Source organism: Paraglaciecola sp. (assembly GCF_039942875.1).
Taxonomy (GTDB): Bacteria; Pseudomonadota; Gammaproteobacteria; order Enterobacterales; family Alteromonadaceae; genus Paraglaciecola.
Genome location: NZ_JBDVBQ010000051.1, coordinates 1 through 22,435, shown reverse-complemented (window position 1 = coordinate 22,435; position 22,435 = coordinate 1). Strand labels below are relative to the sequence as shown.

Sequence of the window (22,435 nt, the reverse complement as noted above, 5' to 3'; positions counted from 1 at the left end):
TTTAATTAAGTTTGAATATGAGTAGTAATATTGAGGGTTATTCAAATTGTTGTTTGAACTCGTCTTTGTAGCGCCTTGATAATGTGATGGTATGGCCATTTTTTAATTGAATTTTTCCATCGCCACTTGGTTGGTAACTTATGTTGTCTATAGCATTTATGTTAACGGCATAGCTGCGGTGGGTTCGGTAAAAGCCTTTATCTTTAAGGCGTTTTGTTAGGTCTGCAAAGGTTGTGCGAATTGGGTAAATACGTCCGGTGCTATGTAAGTTCACGTAGTTTCCTGCCGCCTCTAACCACTCTATGTCTGCTACTTTCACAAGAAATTCTCTGTCTAATTTTTTAACTAGCAGGTGCGCTGGGGTCTCAACAGTTTGTGCAGATTCAGCACCGATCAAGTTGGCTTCACCTTTTAGACGGCTATAAACAAATCTATAAACTTGATACAAACCAAAGAAAAACACATACCCCCACACGTCTTTACGGTATTCATATAAAAACTCTCTAAATATGGGGCCAAAGTCATAGTTGCTATTCATTAGCCAATATGAGAATTCACGTAGCCAAACCATAATGCATACGTGGAGTACCGAAAAGCTTGACGCTACCAATATATGTTTAACAAGTTGCGTTTTTAGATGGATGAACAACAAGGGGGTTCGTTGCCAAAATATCACCACTAAAGGCAGTAACATCAGGGTACTAATGGCGCTAGTGTACTCCCAAATAAAGGGTTCAATAATGCTGAATTCTGGACTGCCGTCTCGGGTAGTTTCCATCCAGTCTGAGCTAGCATTTATGGTGTTGTTGATTAACTGATAAGTGGCAACGAGTAAAAATAAATACTTATTTTTATGTTTATCAAAACGTTCAAATATTGTCACTAATGTTTATCCCAGTTATCCACCACTTGTCCCTGATATAGGTCATATCGGCCTTCTGTCGTTTTTATATTGCACTGATTACTTGATCATAAGGTGACTCATTTAAACCCAGAGAAGAGTATGACTCAAGAAATACATGTAAGACGATATGACATTGACTGGCTTCGGTGCTTAGCCTTTTTGCTTCTTATTTTTTATCACGTGGGCATGTACTACGTGTTTGATTGGGGCTGGCATATTAAAAGTGCTGAACAAAGTGTTTGGCTACAAGATGTGATGGTGTGGAGTAACCAGTGGCGAATGTCACTGTTGTTTTTTATATCTGGGCTAGTCACCTCTTTGGCGGACCATAAACTAAATCACTGGGCGATACTTAAAGAGCGCAGTTCTCGACTGCTGCCCCCGTTAATTTTTGGCATGTTTGTGATTGTTGCGCCTCAAGTTTACTACGAAGGGTTAACCCAAGATTTGTTTGAGCTAGGTTACTGGGATTTTTGGTTGCATTATATTAACCCAAATAGTGAGTTTCTGTCTGACCACCATGGCCCTATAGGTTTATTAACCTGGAATCATTTGTGGTTTCTACCCTACCTATGGTGTTACAGCCTGATTTTATTAGCCATATCTCCCTGGATAACTCAGGTGTTAAGTCATCGCTTGTTACAATCTATAAATGGTAAGTGTGCGTTGGCAGTTTTGATATTGGTGATGTTAGGGATTTGGTTTTATTTACGACCTAATTATCCGGTAACCCATGATTTATTTAACGACTGGTATAGCCATGGTAAGTACTTTTGGGTGTTTGTAGTGGGGTTTGCTTTAGATAAGTTCCCTGTATTGTGGCAGAGGCTTATTGAGTGTCGCAGTGGATTACTAATTGTTGCCTTTATGTGTTACGTATTCATCATCATGGATAGGCATCAAATGTTTCAACCTTTGGCTGATTTATACACCAGTTCGAACGGGGTGAGATTATTTTATGGAAGTATATTCGTGACAAACCATTGGTTATGGATTTTAGCCATTGTGGGCTATGCAGGGCGGTACTTACAATTTTCTAACCGCTTTCTGAAAAAAATAAACCGAGCCATTCTACCTTGTTACATTCTGCATCAAAGTGTGATCATCGTTTTTGCTGCAAACCTAGCGTATTGGGCTATACCTGCGTGGGTTGAAGCACCATTACTTATTGTATCAACTGCCTTATGTTGTTATTTAGGTTATGAGTTGATAAATCGCAGCAAAGTATTAAAGCCTTTGTTTGGTTTGAAGTAATTTAATGATGTGATTGCTCGGGCATATATCTGGCCCGTTTTTTAGGTTTCAAAGTATCTAGATCGGCAATGACCAAACCATCTACACAGTGGTTAAAGTCTGGGTCTATATTGAAGTCGATAAAATGTACGCCACCGTTTTGATAGGTTTCAGTATATTGTTTGTACAGGGTAGGGACGGCCATGCCCATGTTAGCCAGTAAATGTTTAAGTCGAGTAAAGTCTGCTTTGTAGTCTTCACCGCTAAAGCTATGTTGCAAGTCTTGTGGCAGTAGGTAGGGAATTTGGGCGTGGGCTACTTTTGTTTCTGAGCCAAAATATAAGCTGTAAAACTTTACCAATAAGTCCTTTGCTGCTTTAGGATAATTATCGCTTAAACTCACGGCTCCAAATAAATACCGAAACTCTGGGTGATGTTGTATGAAGGCCCCTAAGCCAAACCATAAATAGTCTAAGCTACGTTTTCCCCAATATTTGGGTTGTACAAAACTTCTACCTAGCTCCAATCCTTGCTCGAAGTATTGTCCCATTTCTGGGGTATAATTAAATAAACTAGCTGAGTACAAACCTTTAATACCTTGGTTAACTATAATTTTTTTGGCTGGCCCAAAACGATAAGCTCCTGCAATTTCTAAATCTTCTTGGTCCCAGAGTATTAGGTGGTAATAGTGTGAGTCGAACATGTCTATGTCTCGACGCTTGTCTGTGCCTTCACCTACTGCCCTAAAGGATACTTCCCGTAACCGGCCAATTTCTCGCATAATAGGAGAGCTACCTTTGTGCTGATACAAAAATATTATTTTGCCATCTTTGGTGACTCCCAAGCGCTGGCAATCTTGCTTTAAGCTAAGGTACAACTCGGCTCGGTTTTCAGCGGGAGCGATCGCCCTCTGTGTTTTAAATACCCCTGTTTTACCCTGCCCAATTTTGTATAAGTGTTTTTTAAATAGAGATATATGTTGGTTACGGCTTATCTTACTATTGTTATAAGATTCAAAGGGTATTAACTCACCAATACGCATGGGTAAATGATGGCGTTTATGTTTAAACATTTCTTTGACTAGCAATATGCTAGCTAACGGTTTGTAAATCATGGATAAACCGTAAAAAAGACGTGAATTTTTAGCGTCTATAAACACAGGGAGTATAGGAGATTTAGCTTGTTTAGCCATGCGTAAAAAGCCACTTTGCCAGCGGGTATCGCGAATTCCTTGGGGCCTTAATCGTGATACTTCGCCGGCGGGAAACACTATTACGACGCCTTCGGTTTGTAAGTGAGCTTGAATGTTTTGAATGTGCTCTCTCGCTGTGCCGCCACTCATATTATTTACAGGTAATAGCATGGGGTGCAGAGGCTCAAGTGCCATTAACATTTGGTTGGCAACAACTTTTATATCTTGTCTAATTTCACTCACTAATTTAATTAGAGCTAACGCATCTAATGAGCCTATGGGGTGATTGGCAATAATAACAAGTTTACCTTGGTTAGGAATGCGCTCTTTTTCTACGTCCCGCGTGGAGTAACTAATATTAAAATACTCCAACACCTGTTCAACGAAATCTAAACCTTGATAGTGGGGGTAGGCTTGCCCAAACTCCTGCATTTCACGTTCATGAAGTAAGCGTCTAAGCACAAACGTTAGGGTTTTTGACAGGATAGGTTTATTGGCTACTTGTGGGTAGTGCTTTTCAAGCACATCAGAAACAGAAAACATGTTACAGGTGTCAATTCAGTTTTAGCTTAGGTAAAGGGTAGTGGCTAAATATGACAGTTTAGTGCTAAAACAATGGCGGTTTTATGACAGGTATTAGGTGCGCTCAGCTTATAATACTAAGCGCAGGTTGAGTCATGGCTTTTTAGTCTAAAGCCTCCCTTAATAAACTTTTAAGTTCAACTTGTTCAGAGTGAGAGAGTGTGTGGTTATCTTGGTTACTGACAATAAACAAATCTTCGGCTCTTTCGCCAATTGTCGTTATTTTAGCTTGATGTAACTTGCAACCTAGTTCTATGAACTGTTCTGTAATAGTAGCCAACAGTCCTGGGGCATCTAAAGCTTCAAGTTCAACTATGGTAGTGTTGGTTTTACCTGAATAGAAACGAACTTTAGTGGGCACGTCTAATTGCTTCATTTGACGAGACATTTTTCGCCTATTGGTATGCTGTACTCCAGGTTTGTTGAGCTGTGTTTCAACTGCTTCTTTTAAGCTTTTTAATCTTGAAGGCGAGATTATTCGATCACCATTTTGTTCCTGAATAATAAAACTATCGAATATGTAACCATCATGGGTACGCATGATTTGCGCATCTCGTATAGAGCAATTCCGGCTATCTAGTACTGAGGCAATTTGTGCAAACATTTTTTCTTTGTCTTTACCATATACTATGAGTTCGGCGCCAGCTTTTGAGGTATCTGCACTTGTTCCAACTAATAGAAAGTCGTCTGTCATAGGGTGAGATGCTAAAATAACGCAGGCGTGCCAAGCAATTTGCTCGGGTTTGAAGCGAGCAAAATAATCATCGCTTAATCTTTGCCAGAACTGAGATATTTGGGTGTTATTCATACCACTACTAAGCAGTGACTTGCGCGCAATGGTTTGGTGCTCACTAATCCTATCTTGCAGTGCAACTTTACATTCAAGGCCATTATCTAGGGCTTTTTGAGTAAGTAAGAATAGCTCTCTTAAGAGTGATGCTTTCCAGTCATTCCAGAGATTATCATTGGTGGCTCTAATATCTGCTAGGGTTAATACATATAAGTGGTTGAGGTTATTATGAGTCCGTACTGCTTGTGCAAACTCGTTAATGACTTGGGGGTCATATATATCTCTTCTTTGGGCAACCACTGACATAAGTAAGTGGCTTTCTACTAACCAACGAATTAATTCTGAATCTTTCTCATTTAAACCATGGGTGTCACAGAACTTTTTGACATCAACCGCCCCTAGTTTTGAGTGGTCACCATTACGGCCTTTACCAATATCATGGAAAATAGCAGCGATGAAAAGCAAATCTGGTTTACTGAGGTTTTTCATTATATTGCCACACCGAGGAAAATCTTTGTTATCAGGTGAACCATAAAAATGAATGTTTTTTACTAGCCTGTGAGTGTGTTCATCAACCGTGTAAGCATGGAATAAGTCAAATTGCATCATACCAACAATATGATCCCATTCAGGAATATAGGCCTGTAGAATACCGTGCTTATGCATGATATCCCATCCAAGCCCAAAGAAATTAGGATGCCTAACTAACTCTAAAAATAAAGCGCGACAAGGTTCAAGCTCAACAAAGTACTGTTTGTTAAAGGCTCGTCTGGCCCGTCTTAGTTGTTGTAAACAGCTTGAATGTAACCCTTTTACTTCTGGTGTGTTCGCGACTAACAATAAAAATCGTAGGGTGTCTTCTGGTGATGCAAACACATTGTCATGTTTAGGTGCAATTAGGCCATCAAGTAATTCAAAGTCTTCATTAACGTCTATGCCTTGTTTTACTTTAAGGGCAAGTACATCTTGCCCAAATCGTTGCAGTAACATTTCGTTTAGTTCTCTGATGCGTCTAACGGTCCTAAAAAAGGATTTCATCATTCGTTCTACCGAAGCTTTACCGTCTTCTCCATAGCCTAAACGTGTCGCTACGTCAGTTTGATAATCAAACAATAGTCTATTTTCGCTGCGCCCAGCTACCAGGTGTAGCGCGAATCTTATGCGCCACAAATTTTCACGACATTCCAATAATTCAGAAAATTCTTCTGGGGTAAAATAGCCATGTTTGACTAATTCTTTGCCATCAATTGCGTTAAAATGCTTTTTGGCAACCCAGCCAATAGATTGAATATCTCGCAAGCAGCCTGGGCTTTCTTTGACATTGGGCTCAAGGTTATAAGACGAGTCCTTAAACTTAGCGTGTCTTTGCTTTTGTTCTTGATACTTAGCCAAGAAAAAATCTTTGCTACTCCAATAACTTCTACTCTGAAGTTTTTGGAGTAAGGCTTCGAAGGTCTCTTCACTGCCTGTTAGTAACCGGGCTTCAACTAAATTAGTGGCAATGGTGACATCTTGTTTGGCTTGTTGAACCGTTTCTTTAATCGTGCGAACTGATTGACCGATATCTAAGCCAATATCCCAAAGAAAAGTGATAAACGTGCCAATTTTTTCTTTTTGGCTTACTGAAAGTGTTTTTTTACTTAATACAAGTAGGTCAATATCAGAATAGGGTTGTAATTGGCCTCGACCATATCCCCCTACAGCCACAAGGCTTATGTGTTTTTGTGATGATAGATCCATTAACTGCCAAGTATGTCGTAGTAAGGCATCAATAAATGTTGCTCTACCCAACACTAGGTCATTAACTTTACCTGTGTGTATCTCTTGGCTGGTAAGCCATTCATAACTCTTACTAATTAACCCTTTGCAGGCTGCAAAATTATCAATGTCGCTGATTGATTTTACTTCGTCTAACAAATTTTGTAGTGACAATGTCGACCCCTTGCAAAGGACTGTTATTATTTGATTATTTTTGTTTTTTGATTCACTAATGGCTAATAATACGGTCTATTTCTTCGTCGTCACGAAGAGTCAGTATTTCTACGCCATTTTCAGTCACTAACAAAGTATGTTCCCACTGGGCGCTTAGGCTTCGGTCCTTCGTTACCACTGTCCATTGGTCAGGTAATATCTTTGAGTAACGTTTGCCTGCGTTCACCATAGGTTCAATGGTAAAGCACATTCCTGCTTCAAGGGTTTCTCCGGTATTAGGTTTACCATAATGAACTACTTGAGGGTCTTCATGAAAGTTAGCCCCAATCCCATGGCCGCAATACTCCCGCACAATCGAATAATTATGGCTTTCGGCATGTTGTTGAATGGCGTGGCCAATATCACCTAAGCGTGCCCCTGGTTTAACCATTTTAATGCCTATGTACAATGACTCTTGGGTTACTCGAATTAAACGCTCTGTTAATATTGAGGGTTTACCTACAACAAACATTTTTGATGTGTCACCGTGGTAACCATCTTTTATAACAGTGACGTCAATATTAACTGAATCCCCGTCTTTGAGTTTTTTGTCTGCTGGAATTCCATGGCAAATGACATGGTTCACAGAAGTACATATGGATTTAGGAAAAGGTGGCTGGCCATAATTCAAGGGCGCGGGGATGCACTTTTGTTCATTGACAATATAGTCATGACAAATCTGATTTAACTCGTTTGTAGTCACTCCCTTCTTAACAAATGGCCCAATCATTTGCAGCACGTCAGCAGCAAGACGACCAGCTACACGCATTTTTTTAATTTCTTCAGCGGTTTTAATGGTACCTGACAAAACGAAGATCCTAATTCATTCAATTTTTAATGGGCGCTATTGTAACTTTTTGGAGAGGTTCTCGCTAGAGGGGAATTTAGTCGCGTTTGCTTGATAAATAGTGGATTTCTATTGTAAAGCTTGAATCCTAAAATAAGCCGTGGTATAAAGCGCACCGCTGAAATTAATGGAGACAAATATGTCTTCAAATTATCGCGAAGCAGCTAGATTTTCTAGCGTAAATAACACACATACATCGACACATTTTTCGGGGTGTCTTTCTAGGGGAAACCTAGGGGATCGAAATCTGGGATGTATGGAGGCCTAACCCCATATTGAGGAATCTATATAATGGCAAATGTATCTATGCGCGACATGCTTCAGGCAGGCGTACACTTCGGACACCAGACTCGTTACTGGAACCCAAAAATGAAACCTTTCATCTTTGGTGCACGTAACAAAGTTCATATCATCAACTTAGAAAAAACTGTTCCTTTATTCAATGAAGCCCTTGGCTTTGTTGGTGGCGTTGCTGCTAAAAAAGGTAAAATTCTTTTTGTTGGTACTAAGCGTGCTGCAAGTGATGCAGTTAAAGAAGCTGCAGACAAATGTGACCAATTTTATGTTAACAAACGCTGGTTAGGCGGTATGTTAACTAACTGGAAAACAGTTCGTCAGTCAATCAAACGTTTAAAAGATCTTGAGCAACAAAGCCAAGACGGAACGTTTGAAAAATTGACTAAGAAAGAAGTATTAATGCTTCAGCGTGAAATGACTAAGCTTGAAACAAGTCTTGGTGGAATTAAAAACATGGGCGGTTTGCCTGATGTTTTATTCGTAGTTGACGCTGACCATGAGCATATTGCTATCACTGAAGCAGGCAACCTAGGCATTCCAGTTGTATCTATTGTTGATACTAACTCAAACCCAGATGGTGTTGACTATATCGTTCCTGGTAACGATGATGCGATCCGTGCTGTTCAACTTTACTTGAACGCAGCTGCTGACGCAGTAATCGAAGGTCGTGAGCAAACTGTTGAAGCACAAGCTGAAAAAGGTGAATTCGTAGAAGCAGCTGAGTAATTAGCTAAATCAATGAATGCACAATGGCAATCTTAACTGATTGCCAAATTGAATAAAAACAAACGGGGGCCAACGCCCCTGTTTTCATAGATGTTTAAAGTTAAATTATATTGCTGAGGAAACAAAAATGGCAGTTACTGCAGCCCTAGTTAAAGAATTGCGTGAGCGTACAGCCGCTGGCATGCTTGATTGTAAAAAAGCATTGGTTGAAACTGATGGTGATATCGAGCTAGCAATTGAAAATATGCGTAAAAATGGTCAAGCTAAAGCCGCTAAAAAAGCAGGTCGTATTGCTGCTGAAGGTGTTATTTTGACTAAAGTTGCTCCAGGTGTAGCGACTATGATCGAATTAAACAGTGAAACTGATTTTGTTGCTCGTGATGACGGTTTTGTTGCTTTCGGTCAAAAACTAATCGACGTTGCTTCTGCAAACAAAATTAGTGACATGGATTCATTGAATAATGCTGAGATTGATGGCGTTAAAGTAAGCGAAGCTCGCGATACTTTAGTGGCTAAAATTGGTGAGAATATCAGCCCTCGTCGTGTTATTACTGTTGAAGGTGATAACCTAGGTGCATATGTTCACGGTGCACGTATTGGTGTTATTGCTATCTTACAAGGTGGTGATGAAGAATTGGCTAAAGATATTGCAATGCATGTTGCTGCATCTAACCCTCAATTCGTTAAGCCTGAAGATGTTGCAGCTGAAGTTGTTGAAAAAGAAAAAGAAATTCAACTAGATATTGCTATGAAATCAGGAAAGCCTGCTGAAATCGCAGAAAAAATGGTTCTTGGCCGTATGAAGAAATTCACTGGCGAAATCAGCTTGACTGGTCAACCTTTCGTAAAAGATCCTTCAACATCTGTTGGTGACTTACTTAAATCAAAGGGTGCAGATGTTATCAACTTCGTACGTTTTGAAGTGGGTGAAGGTATCGAGAAGAAAGAAGAAGACTTCGCAGCTGAAGTTGCCGCTCAAATGGCAGCAGCTAAAAAGTAAGCAGATAAGCTTCAAACCAATTTTTATTTATGCTGAAACATGCATTTTAAAGTTGTTTGGGTATAATACTGGCACCTCACTTTGAGGTGCTTTTTTATATGTACTAAAAAGGGTTCGCAACCCTAAGAGATCTTCGTCTTTTTCATATTAAGGAAATACCACCTATGAGTGTCGCACCTAAATCTACTTATCGCAGAATATTATTAAAATTGAGTGGCGAAGCCCTGATGGGTGATGAAGGCTTTGGTATTGATCCCAAAGTACTACAGCGCATGGCGCTAGAAATTAAAGAAATCGTAGAGTTGGGTATTGAAGTTGGTTTAGTTATCGGTGGCGGTAACCTATTCCGTGGTGAAGGGCTTGCTAAAGCAGGAATGAATCGAGTCGTTGGCGACCATATGGGAATGCTAGCCACAGTGATGAATGGTTTAGCTATGCGTGATGCCTTACACAGAGCATTCGTAAATGCTCGTTTAATGTCAGCATTTCCTTTAAATGGTGTATGTGACTCATACAACTGGGCTGAAGCTATTAGTTTGTTAAAGTCTGGACGTGTTGTAATTTTTTCGGCTGGAACAGGTAACCCATTCTTTACAACTGACTCAGCAGCTTGTCTTCGTGGTATCGAAATAGAAGCCGACGCAGTTCTTAAAGGAACGAAAGTAGATGGTGTCTATGATTCTGACCCTGCAACTAACCCAGATGCAAAATTATATAAAACCCTTTCTTACGATGAGGTTTTAGACAAAGAATTGAAAGTAATGGATTTGGCTGCATTTACCCTTGCCAGAGACCACAATGTCCCTATTCGCGTATTTAATATGAATACTCCAGGCTGTTTGAAAGCCGTAGTGATGGGCGAAGATGTAGGTACAGTGATCTGTCATTCGTAAAACAATAGCAATAATAGGAATACTACCGTGATTGATGAAATTAATGATGATGCGCGTCAGCGTATGGAAAAAAGTATTGTCTCTTTAAAAGGGCAACTTTCTAAAATTAGAACGGGTCGTGCGCATCCTAGTTTACTTGATAGCATTATGGTGCCTTATTATGGCGCGCCGACTCCGCTAAAACAGTTAGCTAATATCGTTGCAGAAGATGCGCGTACCTTAGCATTAACCGTGTTTGATCAAAGTGCAGCTCAAGCTGTAGAAAAAGCGATTATGCAGTCAGATTTGGGGCTTAACCCTATGAGTGCCGGAGCGGTTATGCGTATACCTATGCCAGCATTAACCGAAGAGCGTCGTAAAGATCTAATTCGAGTCGTTCGTGGTGAAGCTGAGCAAGGAAAAGTAGCGATTCGTAATATCCGTCGTGACGCTAATGGTGATATTAAAGAGTTACTTAAAGAAAAAGAAATCGGTGAAGATGATAGTCGTCGTGGTGAAGAGTCGATTCAAAAATTGACAGATATGTTCGTTAAACAAGTTGATGAAATATTATTAGCTAAAGAAAAAGACCTAATGGAAGTATAACTGGGCTTTTTTCTATTTCATGAATACATCTAATTTATCAAACTCAAATATAACACCTGAACATGTTGCCATTATTATGGATGGCAACGGTCGTTGGGCTAAAAATAAAGGTAAAATCCGCACTTTTGGCCATAAAGCTGGTGTTAAAGCGGTAAGAGCGTCAGTTTCTTATTCCCTTAAAAATGGCGTTAAATTTCTTACTTTGTTTGCGTTTAGTAGTGAAAACTGGAACCGACCTGAAGAAGAGGTTGGGGTGCTTATGGAACTATTTAAAATGGTTCTAGGAAGTGAAGTTAAAAAACTGCATAAGAATAACGTGAGATTAAGAGTGATTGGCGATACCAGTCGCTTTGATACAAAATTAGTTGAGAAAATTCGTGCGGCAGAAGTACTTACCGCAGAAAATGACGCATTAACACTCAATATAGCTGCAAATTATGGCGGCCGATGGGATGTTGTTAATGCTGCCAAAAGTCTTGTTCAGAGTGTCCAGGCTGGTGAGCTAAGCTTGGATAATATTAATGAAACGGTTTTTAATCAGTTTACTAGTACCAGTGGCGTACCTGAAGTTGATTTATTGATCCGTACCGGCGGTGAGCAACGCATAAGCAATTTTTTATTGTGGCAAATTGCTTATGCTGAATTATATTTTTCCGAAGAGTTTTGGCCTGATTTTAATGAAGAAGTTTTTCAATCTGCTGTGGATACGTTCAATGAACGTCAAAGACGCTTTGGTAAAACTGGCGAGCAGATTAGTGAATGACTAGTCTTTCAAGAGTAAGGCTTAAGGCGGAAAAATGTTAAAACAACGAATTATCACCGCGCTTATTTTGGCGCCTTTGGCTCTGTTTGCCATTTTATTTTTACCTCTGTTTAGTTTCCAATTGGTCATTGCCGCAATTATAGGTCTTGGTGCTTGGGAATGGTCGAGTATGTCAGGTATTACCAGAACCACTACTAAGTATGCCTATGCAATATTAGTCGCGGCTGTATGTGTTTGCCTGTCTATTCTTTTGCCAACGGATCTTATTTGGTATCAAGGACAACTTAATAGCCTATACATTTATATATTAAGTGCCGCTACAATTTGGTGGGCTATTTCATTTTTCATGATACTTGGCTATCCAAAGTTCAGCTCGATTTGGTATTGCAGTAAAGTGTTAAGGGGTATCTTCGGATTTTTTACACTGATCCCCACTTGGGTCGCGGTGGTATCATTACGCACGAGTTTGTATGACGTTGATCCTTATTACGGCGCGTCTTTAATTTTTTATGTGTTAGGTATTGTCTGGGCGGCAGACATTGGTGCATTTTTCGTGGGTGTTAAATTTGGTAAACATAAATTACGCCCCAGAGTCTCTCCTGGTAAAACCTATGAGGGGTTAATGGGAGGTATTTTTGCGTCTTCTGCGATTATTGCTTTTGCTGCATTACACTACCAAGTAGATCCCTCTCGTATATGGTTACATGTGGTAATTGGTGCCTTAACTGTTGGTGTGTCAGCTTTAGGTGATTTGAATGAAAGCATGTTCAAGCGGTGTGCTGGCATTAAAGATAGTGGCACTCTATTACCAGGCCATGGCGGAATAATGGACAGAATAGATAGCCTAACAGCTGCCTTTCCTATTTTTGCGTTTTGCTATGTAATGTGGATGGCTTAATGTCTCAAGCTATTCAAAAGGTCACGGTATTAGGGGCAACGGGGTCGATAGGAAAAAGTACTATTGATGTCCTGCTAAGACACCCTGAAATGTTCAAAGTATTTGCATTAACTGCAAATAGCAATATCGATCTTTTGTTACAGCAAGCTCTAATATGCTCTCCTGAGTATGTAGTTATAAGCGATATTAAATATTACCCACAGGCTAAAGAATTATTTGCTCAAAGTACGTTAAGTTGTGAAGTACTCGCAGGTAATGATGCCCTTGAGCAGGTTGCAAGTGATGCCAATGTCGATGTGGTCATGGCTGCTATTGTGGGAGCCGCTGGTTTATTGCCCACTTTGGCAGCTGCAAGAGCAGGTAAAAAGGTGCTACTAGCCAATAAAGAGTCTTTGGTAATGTCTGGCGATTTGTTTATTCAAACTGCAAATAAATATAAAGCCCAGTTGTTACCCATTGATAGTGAACATAACGCTATTTTCCAATGTTTACCTGCAGACTTCATTTATGGCGACTTACCTGCATCAGGTATAAGTAAGATTTTATTGACGGGGTCAGGTGGACCTTTTTTAAATCTACCATTGAAAGATTTATCTCATGTTGGTCCAGAGCAAGCTTGCGCTCACCCAAATTGGAGCATGGGCCGAAAAATATCAGTAGACTCAGCCACTATGATGAATAAAGGCTTGGAGTTCATTGAAGCTCGCTGGTTATTCGGCTTACAGTCTGATGATATTCAAGTGGTGTTGCACCCTCAAAGTATTATTCATTCTATGGTGCAATACTTAGATGGGTCAGTAATAGCCCAAATGGGTAATCCAGATATGCGTACGCCTATTGCTCATGCATTGGCTTACCCCCAAAGAGTCGAATCAGGGGTAGCTGCTTTAGATTTTAATCAGCTTACCGATTTTACTTTTAGCCAACCTAGTAAAGAACGCTACCCTAATTTAACCTTAGCAATTGAGGCCAGCAATGCAGGGCAATATGCCACCACTAGCCTTAATGCTGCTAATGAGATCGCCGTAGATAGCTTTTTGCAGGGACAGATTAGCTTCACACAGATAGCAGAAGTTAATAATGAATGTTTGCAGCAAATTACTAGTCATAAGCTAGATACTATTGATGAGGTGATTGCGAGTGACCAAAATGCAAGACGAGTCGCCCTAGATATCATAAAAAGAATAAACCCTCCTGCCATGTTGAGAGCTAAATAAATGTTAGAATTTTTATGGACAGTGGCAAGTTTTGTTATTGCTTTAGGTATTTTAGTCGCTGTTCACGAGTGGGGGCATTTTTGGGTTGCTCGTCGTTGTGGAGTGAAAGTAGAAAAGTTCTCTATTGGGTTTGGTAAAGCGCTTTGGAAAAGGACTGATAAGTTAGGTACTGAATATGTCGTTGCTGCTATCCCTTTAGGTGGTTACGTAAAAATGTTGGATGAGCGGGTCGATGAAGTAGCGGAAGAGGACTTGCCTTATGCATTCAATCGCCAACATGTATTAAAACGTATTGCGATTGTGGCAGCAGGCCCAATAGTGAATTTTTTGTTCGCTATCTTCGCCTTGTTTATTATGTATCTGATTGGCTTAGAAACAGTTAAGCCTGTGGTTGCAGACATTAAGCCCGAGAGTGTTTTTAGTCAAAGTAACATTTCTAAAAACGCCATTATTACCCAAGTGGGCGATCGTAAAGTAGCAGATTGGGAAGATGTGAATTATGAGCTGATTTCTCATATCGGCAAAGATGTGATGAATATTAAGTGGACAGAAGCTAATCATGTAATAGAGCGCTCAACTGTTGTTAATATTGAAGCGTGGCAGTTTGATCCAGATAAAGGCTCTCCGATTGCGAGTTTAGGCTTAGTTCCTTTTCGACCGGCAGTCTCAAAAATCATAGGTTATGTGCAGCCAGACTCTGCCGCTGATGCCATTGGGTTGAGACCAAATGATAAAATTCTGCGTTTAGATGGAACTACTATGGAAAATTGGGAACAAATAGTGGGATATGTTTCATCTAGAGCGAACCAGTTTGTGAAGGTGGATGTATTGAGAGGCGGCGAAACCGTAAGGCTAGAAGGCTCAATAGGTCAAAAAGAAGTTGAAGGAATAGTCAAAGGATATATGGGGTTCACCCCCACCTTTGAAGCTTGGCCTGCAGGTATGTTGTTTACACATCAATATGGCGTTGTTGACGCTGTAACCAAAGCAATGGATAAGACTTGGCGTATGATGACACTCAGTGTCGAAATGTTAGGTAAATTGCTTACGGGTGATGTTTCAGTAAAGAACTTAAGTGGCCCTATCGCAATTGCGCAGGGTGCCGGGATGAGCGCAAGCTCTGGGTTGGTATACTTTTTAGGATTTTTAGCGCTAATTAGTGTGAACTTAGGCATAATTAACCTTTTGCCTTTACCCGTTCTAGACGGTGGACATCTACTGTATTTCGTTATCGAACTTTTTAGTGGTCGTCCTGTCCCGGAGTCAGTACAAGAAATAGGATTTAAAGTGGGTGGCGTATTGTTGCTGCTATTAATGAGCATCGCAATCTTTAATGATATTGCGCGTTTATAATTTTTATCGGTCAGTTAGGCCAAGCATGTTTTGTTTTTGTGCTTTTAGGAAGAATACTAATAAATGAAGTTTATACAGTTAGTTGTTGCCGGATTATTATTATCCATTACTAGCGTTGCAAAAGCTGCCCCTGGTAGTGAATTTGTAGTCGAAGACATTAAAATAGAAGGTTTACAGCGTGTTGCTTTAGGTGCTGCACTCACTTACTTACCCATTAATGTGGGTGATGAGATGAATAGCTTTAGGGTTTCACAGCTTATTCGGTCTATGTATTCTTCAACCCATTTCGAAAACATCGAAATTTTACGGGATGGCAATACATTGATCGTGCGAGTTAAAGAACGCCCGACTATCAGTAACATAGTGTTTGAAGATAATGACGATATAAAAGATGAGCAACTTCAAGAAAGCTTAAATGATGCCAATATCTTAATTGGTGAGCCATTAGACAGAACAGTATTAACCTCTATTGAGAACGGTCTTAAGGACTTCTTCTATAGTATCGGTAAATATAATGCTGATGTAACGGCTATTATTACTCCTTTACCTAGAAACCGAGTTGACTTAAAACTATTGTTTGAAGAAGGTGACTCAGCAAAAATTCAACAAATCAATGTTGTGGGTAACGAAACTTTTACTGATAGTGAGCTACTTGACCCAATCGAGCTAAAATTTAATACCGCTTGGTGGGATTTCTTATCTGAGACTCGTTACCAAAAACAAACCCTAACAGGTGATATGGAAACCATTACTAGTTACTACAAGGATAGGGGGTATATACGTTTTAATATTGACTCTACTCAAGTCACTATGACTCCTGATAAAACCGGAATTTATGTTACCTTGAATGTCGATGAAGGTGAGCAATATACCATTTCTGATATAGAGCTAATCGGTGACTTACTTGGGCACGAAGACTATATCAATGCTGTTTTACCATTGAAAAAAGGTGAAATGTATAATCAAGCAGAAGTCACCTATACCGAAGAGTTTATCAGTAAGTATCTTGGGCGATATGGCTATGCCTACCCAACAGTCACTACTATTCCCGACATCAATGATGAAGACAAAACTGTAAAATTAGTGTTATCCGTAGACCCAGGTAAACGTATTTACGTGCGCCGCATTAACTTTGCCGGTAATACCAGCACTGCAGATGAAGTGTTACGTCAATCTGTATCTCAAATGGAAGGTGCATGGTTGTCTAACGCCACCTTAGAGTCATCTAAGAACAGTTTGTCACGTTTAACGTATATGGAAACCGTAGATTTTGAAACCGTGCGTTTGCCAGGTGAAGAAGACAAAGTTGACGTGAATTTTGCTGTAAAAGAACAACCTTCAGGCGCTTTCAATGCAGGCATAGGTTACGGTGACCGAACTAAATTAAGTTTAAATGCGGGTATTCAACAAGATAATTTCTTGGGTACAGGTAAGCGCATAGCATTTAACATAAGCACAGTGTCTTATCAGAAAAGCATTCAGCTCTCATACACAGACCCTTTCTTTACTATCGATGGTATTAGTTTAGGAGGAAACGTGTCTTATAGTGAATTTGATGGTAGTTCAGCCAACCTAATTCAATACAACAGTAAACAATACTCTCTAGGGGCCAATGTTGGTTACCCAATTAATCAGTTTAACCGTATCAATTTTGGACTGACCTACAGTAATGTTGAGTTATTCCAACGCCAAGCCTATGTTCAGACTACACGTTTTAATGACCAGTTTGTTGATGAAGAGAATCCAGACTCGGCAATTAATTATGATAGCTTTCTAGCTTCTGTTGCTTGGTCTCGCTCAACCTTAAATCGTGGTGTATTCCCAACTGCAGGTTCATCACAACGTGCCTCATTTGGTATTACTACACCCAATTCAGACGTAAACTACTTTAAAACTGAAATTGATGGTAAGTGGTATTTCCCACTTTCACGTAATCAACGTTGGTCTGTATTAGCAAGATTAAAAGCAGGGTATGGTAATGGTTATGGTGACGCCGGTGGTGTAGATCAAATCTTACCCTTTACACAACATTTTACAGCGGGTGGTTCAGATTCTTTAAGAGGGTTTGAAAATAACACAGTTGGTCCTCGTGGGTTACAAGTTACACCATCAGTAGCGGTTACTGATCCAAATGGTAATGATATTTTAGGGGATAGTTCAAGTGATGTGGTTGCTATTTCTACCCGTTCTTTAGGTGGTAATGCCATGGTGTTGGGAGGGGTTGAGTTAATCGTACCTACACCATTTGTTGAGGTTGATTTTGATAACTCAGTACGCACCAGTTTATTTGTTGATGTGGGTAACGTATGGGACACTGAATTTGACTACGATGCTTATAAAGATCTAACGCTGAGCACTAGTTTTAACGATGACCCATTATTAGATTATAGTGATCCATTCCTTTATAGAGCTTCTGGCGGGATCTCTGTACAATGGTTATCACCTATGGGGCCTATGGTGTTTAGTTTTTCTAGAGCCATTAAAGAACGTGAAGGTGATGATTCCAAATTCTTTACCTTTAATATTGGTCAAACATTTTAATTTGTCGATTGCTTAGTCAATCACTATAAGACAGGAGTTTCTTTTGAAAAAATTTACTAAGAGTTTAATAGCGGGTGCATTATTAACTACAGCCATGACAAGTTCGGCTGTTTTTGCAGAGCAAAAAATTGGGGCGGTTAATGTTCAAGGTATCTTCCAGAACATGCCTCAAGCTGCAAATATTCAAGAAGCTATTGCTGTTGAATTTAAAGATAAAACTGAAGAAGTTAGTCGTTTAGAAAAAGATATTAAGTACTATCTTGAGAAGAATCAGCGTGATGCAGCTACTATGAGTGCAGCTGAGAAAAAAGAACTTGAAGAAAAAATTATTGCACTTCGTGGTGAATATACGGCTAAAGCTCAACCTCTTCAGCAAGAAATTCAGCAACGCCTGCAAGAAGAACAAAACAAGTTACTTGGTCTTATTAAGCAAGGTGTTGATGCCGTTGCTGCAAAAGAAAAGTATGACGTTATCTTGAATGCTAACTCAGTTGCTTTTATTAATCCTGACCACGATATTTCTAAGTTAGTTTTAGAGCAGGTTAGTAAAGTTAACTAAAATTATTAGTTAACTATTGTATTTATTGAAATGGGAGGTGTTTTGAGCCATTCAGTTAGTTTAATAGAGTTAGCCAATCACATTGGTGCAGAACTGCATCTAGCGAATAACGATACTCAAAATACTCCAATTACCGGTCTGTCTACATTAGTCAGTGCGGGTAATGGTCAGATTTCATTTTTATCGAATAGCAAGTATCGTAGTCAACTTCAGGATTCGATGGCACAAGCTATTATTTTACATCCCGACGAACTGTCTCACTGTTCACGTTCAGCACTTGTAATGAATAACCCATATATAGGGTTTGCAAAGGCCGCACAACTGCTAGATACCACTCCGGCTGCAGCCCATGAGATATCACCTCACGCAGTTATTGCCGATGATGTTGTGGTTGGTGAAAATGTGAAAGTTGCAGCGAATGCTGTCATAGAGACTGGGGTTAAATTAGGCGATAACGTCCAAGTTGGCCCTGGGTGTTTTATTGGCAAAAATGCAGTCTTGGGTGCAAATACAAAATTATGGGCTAATGTCAGCATTTATCATGATGTAGTGTTAGGTTCAGATTGTTTGATTCAAGCTAATACTGTAATAGGTAGTGACGGTTTCGGTTACGCTAATGAAAGTGGCAAGTGGATCAAAATTCCCCAATTAGGCAGTGTGATAATTGGCGATAGAGTTGAAATTGGCGCAAGTACTACCATTGACCGTGGGGCCATTGATAATACTATTTTGGCAGACGGTGTGATTATTGATAATCAATGTCAGATTGCTCATAACGTTGAAATAGGTGAAAACACCGCCATGGCTGCTTGTTCTGTTATTGCAGGAAGTACGGTGGTTGGAAAAAATTGCAGCATGGCTGGGTTAGTAGGAATTAACGGTCACATCAATATATGTGATGGCGTTGTTTTCACTGGCATGAGTATGGTGACTAAAAGTATTTCAGAACCTGGTGTGTATTCGTCAGGTATACCTGCCGCTGCAAATAAAGAATGGCGTAAAAATATGGTAGCTCTGAGAAACATTACTACCCTCAATCAGCGTGTGAAAACGTTAGAGAAATCCCAACAAGGTAGTTAGAAAGCTACCCAATAGTGAGTTTAGGAGAACCCCCTTTGGCTAATAGTTTAAACACTCTTGCAGTAGAAGAGATCATGGAGTTGTTACCCCACCGCTACCCTTTTCTATTAGTAGATAGAGTGACAGATTATACTATCAATGAATCCATTGATGCCTATAAAAATATTACCTTTAATGAGCCTTGTTTTACTGGACATTTTCCAGGTAAACCTATTTTCCCTGGCGTGATGATACTTGAAGCCTTAGCGCAAGTAGCTGGCGTACTAGGGTTTAAAACTCAAGGTAATAGTGATGATCTATACTTGTACGCAGGTGTTGATAAGGCACGCTTTAAAACCCCCGTTGTTCCCGGTGATCGTTTAGACATGCGTGTAGAGCTAATTAAAGAACGTCGTGGTATTTGGAAATTCCGTGGTATTGCCAGTGTAGACGGAGTTGCTGCGTGTGAAGCAGAGTTTATGTGTGCTATGAGGAAACTGTAAAAAGTGATCCATTCAACGGCTATTATTCATCCTTCCGTAAAACTAGGCAATAATGTCAGTATCGGACCTTATTGTTTTATCGATGAAAATGTCAGCATAGGTGACAATACAGTACTTGAATCCCATGTAGTGGTTAAAGGTAAAACCACTATAGGTAAAGGCAATCACTTTTATCAGTTTTCATCTATAGGTGAAGATTGCCAAGATAAGAAGTATGCAGGTGAGCTGACTGAACTAATCATAGGTGATAACAACATTATACGTGAGTCGGTGACAATTCACCGGGGAACGGTTCAAGATAATAGTGTGACGACTATTGGGTCAAATAATCTACTGATGTGTTACGTCCATGTTGCCCACGATTGCTCTATTGGTAGCAATAGCATATTGGCGACTAGTGCTATTTTGGCAGGGCATGTGCACATAGGCGATTGGGTCATTATGGGAGGGGCTACTGCTGCCCATCAGTTTTGTCGTATTGGTGATCATAGTTTTGTAGGTGGCGGTGCTATCATTCTTGCTGATGTACCTCCTTTTGTTATGTTAGGTAACGACAGCAAACCCCGCACTATCAACGCAGAAGGCTTAAAACGTCGCGGCTTTGATAGTCAAACTATTATGCAAATTAAACGTGCTTATAAGGTGTTATATCGCCAAGGGCATAGAGCTGAAGATGCAGTTAAACTGTTATTAGAAATGCCGGGTGATTTATCAGAAATAAAGCTTATAGCTGATTTTGTTGCCAGCTCTTCTAGAGGTATTGCGCGCTAAGCCATGAGCGACAAAATACTAAGGATAGGCATAGTCGCGGGTGAAACCTCCGGGGATATACTTGCCGCAGGCTTGATTAAACAATTAAAGCGTCAATACCCTAATGCTACCTTTGAAGGTATCGCTGGGCCAAAAATGTTGGCTCAAGGCTGCCAGTCATTATTCGAAATGGAAGAGTTATCGGTAATGGGACTTATCGAAGTACTTCCTAAACTCCGTCGATTGATGTTTATACGCAAATCATTGTTGCACTACTTCTTAGAAAACCCACCTGATGTATTTATTGGTGTCGATGCACCTGATTTTAATTTAGGCCTTGAAGCCAAATTAAAAGCCCAGAACATTAAAACTGTTCATTACGTTAGCCCTACCGTTTGGGCATGGCGGGAAAAGCGAATTTTTAAAATAGCGAAAGCTACTAACTTAGTGTTAAGTATTTTCCCCTTTGAAAAACAAGTGTACGACAAACACAATATCCCCTGTGAATTTGTTGGGCATACCATGGCTGATGATATTGATTTAAAGCCCGATCAACCAAAGGCTAGGCAATCGCTGCAAATTTTAGATAAACACTTGGTCTTAGCGGTTTTACCTGGTAGTCGTAAGCGAGAGGTAGAGACCCTACTAGATATATTTATCAAAGCATCTCTTTTATTAAAACCTCACCTTGAAGACTTTAAAGTGGTGATACCCGTTGTTAATCGGCAGCGTAAAGCACAAGTTGATGACTATATTCGCCAGCACTTACCTGAATTAGATATTCAAATTGTAATAGGCCATGCCAGAGAAGTAATGATAGCGGCAGATGCCGTATTGTTAGCCTCAGGGACGGCAACATTAGAGGCTATGTTTTGTAAGAAGAATATGGTGGCAGCTTATAAGCTGAGTGGGGTAACGTATCAAATGATGAAGTGGCTTTATAAAGCTAAGTATTTTACCTTGCCTAATGTATTAGCTGATGAACCGCTTATTCCAGAGTTATTGCAAGATGACGTTAATCCTCAGACTATAGCGGACCTACTACTACCCATGTTGAAAGATAAAAACTCTGAAGCACAGCAAGCGCTTATTGAAAAATTTACAATATTGCATCAGTCCCTTAAAAAAGGGGCTGACAAACAAGCTGCCATTGCCATTTCTAACTTGATTGAGGCAGAGGTATGAGCCGTTTATTAGCCGGAGTCGATGAAGTAGGGCGTGGCCCTCTGGTGGGAGATGTCGTTACCGCAGCGGTTATTCTTGACCCAAATCAGCCTATTGCAGGCTTGGCAGATTCTAAAAAATTGTCTGAAAAAAAGCGCGTCGTATTGGCTGCTGAAATCAAACAAAAAGCATTGGTTTGGTCAATTGGCCGAGCTAGCCCCAAAGAAATTGATGAGTTAAATATTTTACACGCCACTATGTTAGCCATGACCAGAGCAGTAGAAGGTTTAGTTATACAGCCAGAGCATGTCATGGTTGATGGCAATCGCTGCCCCCCTTGGTCATATTCTAGTGAAGCCATTGTCAAAGGAGACGGACTGATAGCGGAAATATCAGCCGCTTCAATTATCGCTAAGGTTACCCGTGATCAAGAAATGCTTGATTTAGATACGCGATATCCAGAGTACGGTTTTGCAAAACATAAGGGATATCCAACCGCTTTTCATCTAGCTAAACTGTTAGAATTAGGTCCATTACCCGAATATCGAATGAGTTTTAAGCCTGTGCAGCGGTCTCTTGCGGCGCGCCATGGCCAATTAGCAGGCGCA

20 protein-coding genes are annotated in these 22,435 nt (G+C 40.1%); 16 read left to right on the top strand and 4 right to left on the bottom strand.

Going from position 1 to position 22,435, the window contains the following annotated elements:
• Positions 1 to 37 precede the first annotated feature (37 nt).
• On the bottom strand, positions 38 to 883 hold the full coding sequence (locus ABJE44_RS17745) for a LytTR family DNA-binding domain-containing protein (RefSeq protein ID WP_348111216.1): 846 nt from the start codon (positions 881 to 883) through the stop codon (positions 38 to 40).
• Positions 884 to 1,003: 120 nt separating this feature from the next.
• Here ABJE44_RS17745 and ABJE44_RS17740 point away from each other — a divergent pair, with 120 nt between their 5' ends.
• Entirely contained in the window at positions 1,004 to 2,158 is a 1,155-nt protein-coding gene (locus tag ABJE44_RS17740) for an acyltransferase family protein (RefSeq protein ID WP_348111215.1), read from the top strand.
• A gap of 1 nt (position 2,159) precedes the next feature.
• Here ABJE44_RS17740 and ABJE44_RS17735 read toward each other — a convergent pair whose 3' ends face one another.
• From ABJE44_RS17735 to map, 3 genes are all read right to left on the bottom strand, one after another.
• Positions 2,160 to 3,872: a lysophospholipid acyltransferase family protein gene (locus ABJE44_RS17735; protein WP_348111214.1), complete on the bottom strand. Its 1,713-nt coding sequence runs from the start codon at positions 3,870 to 3,872 to the stop codon at positions 2,160 to 2,162.
• Between the two features lie 142 nt (positions 3,873 to 4,014).
• Entirely contained in the window at positions 4,015 to 6,633 is a 2,619-nt protein-coding gene (gene glnD, locus ABJE44_RS17730; protein ID WP_348111212.1) for a [protein-PII] uridylyltransferase, read from the bottom strand.
• Positions 6,634 to 6,688: 55 nt separating this feature from the next.
• Positions 6,689 to 7,480, bottom strand: coding sequence for a type I methionyl aminopeptidase (map, locus tag ABJE44_RS17725; RefSeq protein ID WP_348111211.1), 792 nt, complete (start codon positions 7,478 to 7,480; stop codon positions 6,689 to 6,691).
• 330 nt (positions 7,481 to 7,810) lie between these two features.
• On the opposite strand from map, the gene rpsB reads away from it, so the two are divergent.
• From rpsB to rnhB, 15 genes are all read left to right on the top strand, one after another.
• Entirely contained in the window at positions 7,811 to 8,542 is a 732-nt protein-coding gene (gene rpsB / locus ABJE44_RS17720) for a 30S ribosomal protein S2 (RefSeq protein WP_289030601.1), read from the top strand.
• Positions 8,543 to 8,669: 127 nt separating this feature from the next.
• Complete coding sequence (gene tsf / locus ABJE44_RS17715) at positions 8,670 to 9,542, top strand: translation elongation factor Ts (RefSeq protein ID WP_348111210.1); 873 nt, start codon at positions 8,670 to 8,672, stop codon at positions 9,540 to 9,542.
• A 164-nt stretch (positions 9,543 to 9,706) separates the two neighbouring features.
• Complete coding sequence (gene pyrH / locus ABJE44_RS17710) at positions 9,707 to 10,435, top strand: UMP kinase (RefSeq protein WP_348111209.1); 729 nt, start codon at positions 9,707 to 9,709, stop codon at positions 10,433 to 10,435.
• 27 nt (positions 10,436 to 10,462) lie between these two features.
• Positions 10,463 to 11,020, top strand: a complete 558-nt coding sequence (gene frr / locus ABJE44_RS17705; protein WP_289030602.1) for a ribosome recycling factor — start codon at positions 10,463 to 10,465, stop codon at positions 11,018 to 11,020.
• Positions 11,021 to 11,039: 19 nt separating this feature from the next.
• Positions 11,040 to 11,783, top strand: a complete 744-nt coding sequence (uppS, locus tag ABJE44_RS17700) for a polyprenyl diphosphate synthase (protein ID WP_348111208.1) — start codon at positions 11,040 to 11,042, stop codon at positions 11,781 to 11,783.
• A gap of 34 nt (positions 11,784 to 11,817) precedes the next feature.
• Positions 11,818 to 12,681 (top strand): phosphatidate cytidylyltransferase, encoded by an 864-nt coding sequence (locus ABJE44_RS17695; protein WP_348111206.1) that lies wholly within the window; start codon positions 11,818 to 11,820, stop codon positions 12,679 to 12,681.
• 11 nt (positions 12,682 to 12,692) lie between these two features.
• Complete coding sequence (ispC, locus tag ABJE44_RS17690) at positions 12,693 to 13,898, top strand: 1-deoxy-D-xylulose-5-phosphate reductoisomerase (protein WP_348111314.1); 1,206 nt, start codon at positions 12,693 to 12,695, stop codon at positions 13,896 to 13,898.
• The gene (rseP, locus tag ABJE44_RS17685; protein ID WP_348111205.1) at positions 13,899 to 15,251 is read left to right on the top strand and encodes a sigma E protease regulator RseP; all 1,353 of its coding nucleotides are present in this window, start codon (positions 13,899 to 13,901) and stop codon (positions 15,249 to 15,251) included.
• Positions 15,252 to 15,314: 63 nt separating this feature from the next.
• Positions 15,315 to 17,792: an outer membrane protein assembly factor BamA gene (gene bamA, locus ABJE44_RS17680; RefSeq protein WP_348111204.1), complete on the top strand. Its 2,478-nt coding sequence runs from the start codon at positions 15,315 to 15,317 to the stop codon at positions 17,790 to 17,792.
• Between the two features lie 43 nt (positions 17,793 to 17,835).
• Positions 17,836 to 18,351 carry an OmpH family outer membrane protein gene (locus ABJE44_RS17675; protein ID WP_348111203.1) on the top strand — a complete coding sequence of 172 codons (516 nt, stop codon included), beginning with the start codon at positions 17,836 to 17,838 and terminating at the stop codon, positions 18,349 to 18,351.
• A 42-nt stretch (positions 18,352 to 18,393) separates the two neighbouring features.
• Positions 18,394 to 19,431 carry a UDP-3-O-(3-hydroxymyristoyl)glucosamine N-acyltransferase gene (gene lpxD, locus ABJE44_RS17670; protein WP_348111202.1) on the top strand — a complete coding sequence of 346 codons (1,038 nt, stop codon included), beginning with the start codon at positions 18,394 to 18,396 and terminating at the stop codon, positions 19,429 to 19,431.
• A 35-nt stretch (positions 19,432 to 19,466) separates the two neighbouring features.
• Positions 19,467 to 19,913 (top strand): 3-hydroxyacyl-ACP dehydratase FabZ, encoded by a 447-nt coding sequence (gene fabZ / locus ABJE44_RS17665; protein ID WP_133470616.1) that lies wholly within the window; start codon positions 19,467 to 19,469, stop codon positions 19,911 to 19,913.
• Positions 19,914 to 19,916: 3 nt separating this feature from the next.
• On the top strand, positions 19,917 to 20,684 hold the full coding sequence (gene lpxA / locus ABJE44_RS17660) for an acyl-ACP--UDP-N-acetylglucosamine O-acyltransferase (protein WP_348111201.1): 768 nt from the start codon (positions 19,917 to 19,919) through the stop codon (positions 20,682 to 20,684).
• A gap of 3 nt (positions 20,685 to 20,687) precedes the next feature.
• Positions 20,688 to 21,848 carry a lipid-A-disaccharide synthase gene (gene lpxB, locus ABJE44_RS17655; RefSeq protein WP_348111200.1) on the top strand — a complete coding sequence of 387 codons (1,161 nt, stop codon included), beginning with the start codon at positions 20,688 to 20,690 and terminating at the stop codon, positions 21,846 to 21,848.
• On the top strand, positions 21,845 to 22,435 hold a 591-nt coding region (gene rnhB, locus ABJE44_RS17650), incomplete at its 3' end, for a ribonuclease HII (protein ID WP_348111199.1). The genes lpxB and rnhB, both read left to right, overlap by 4 nt.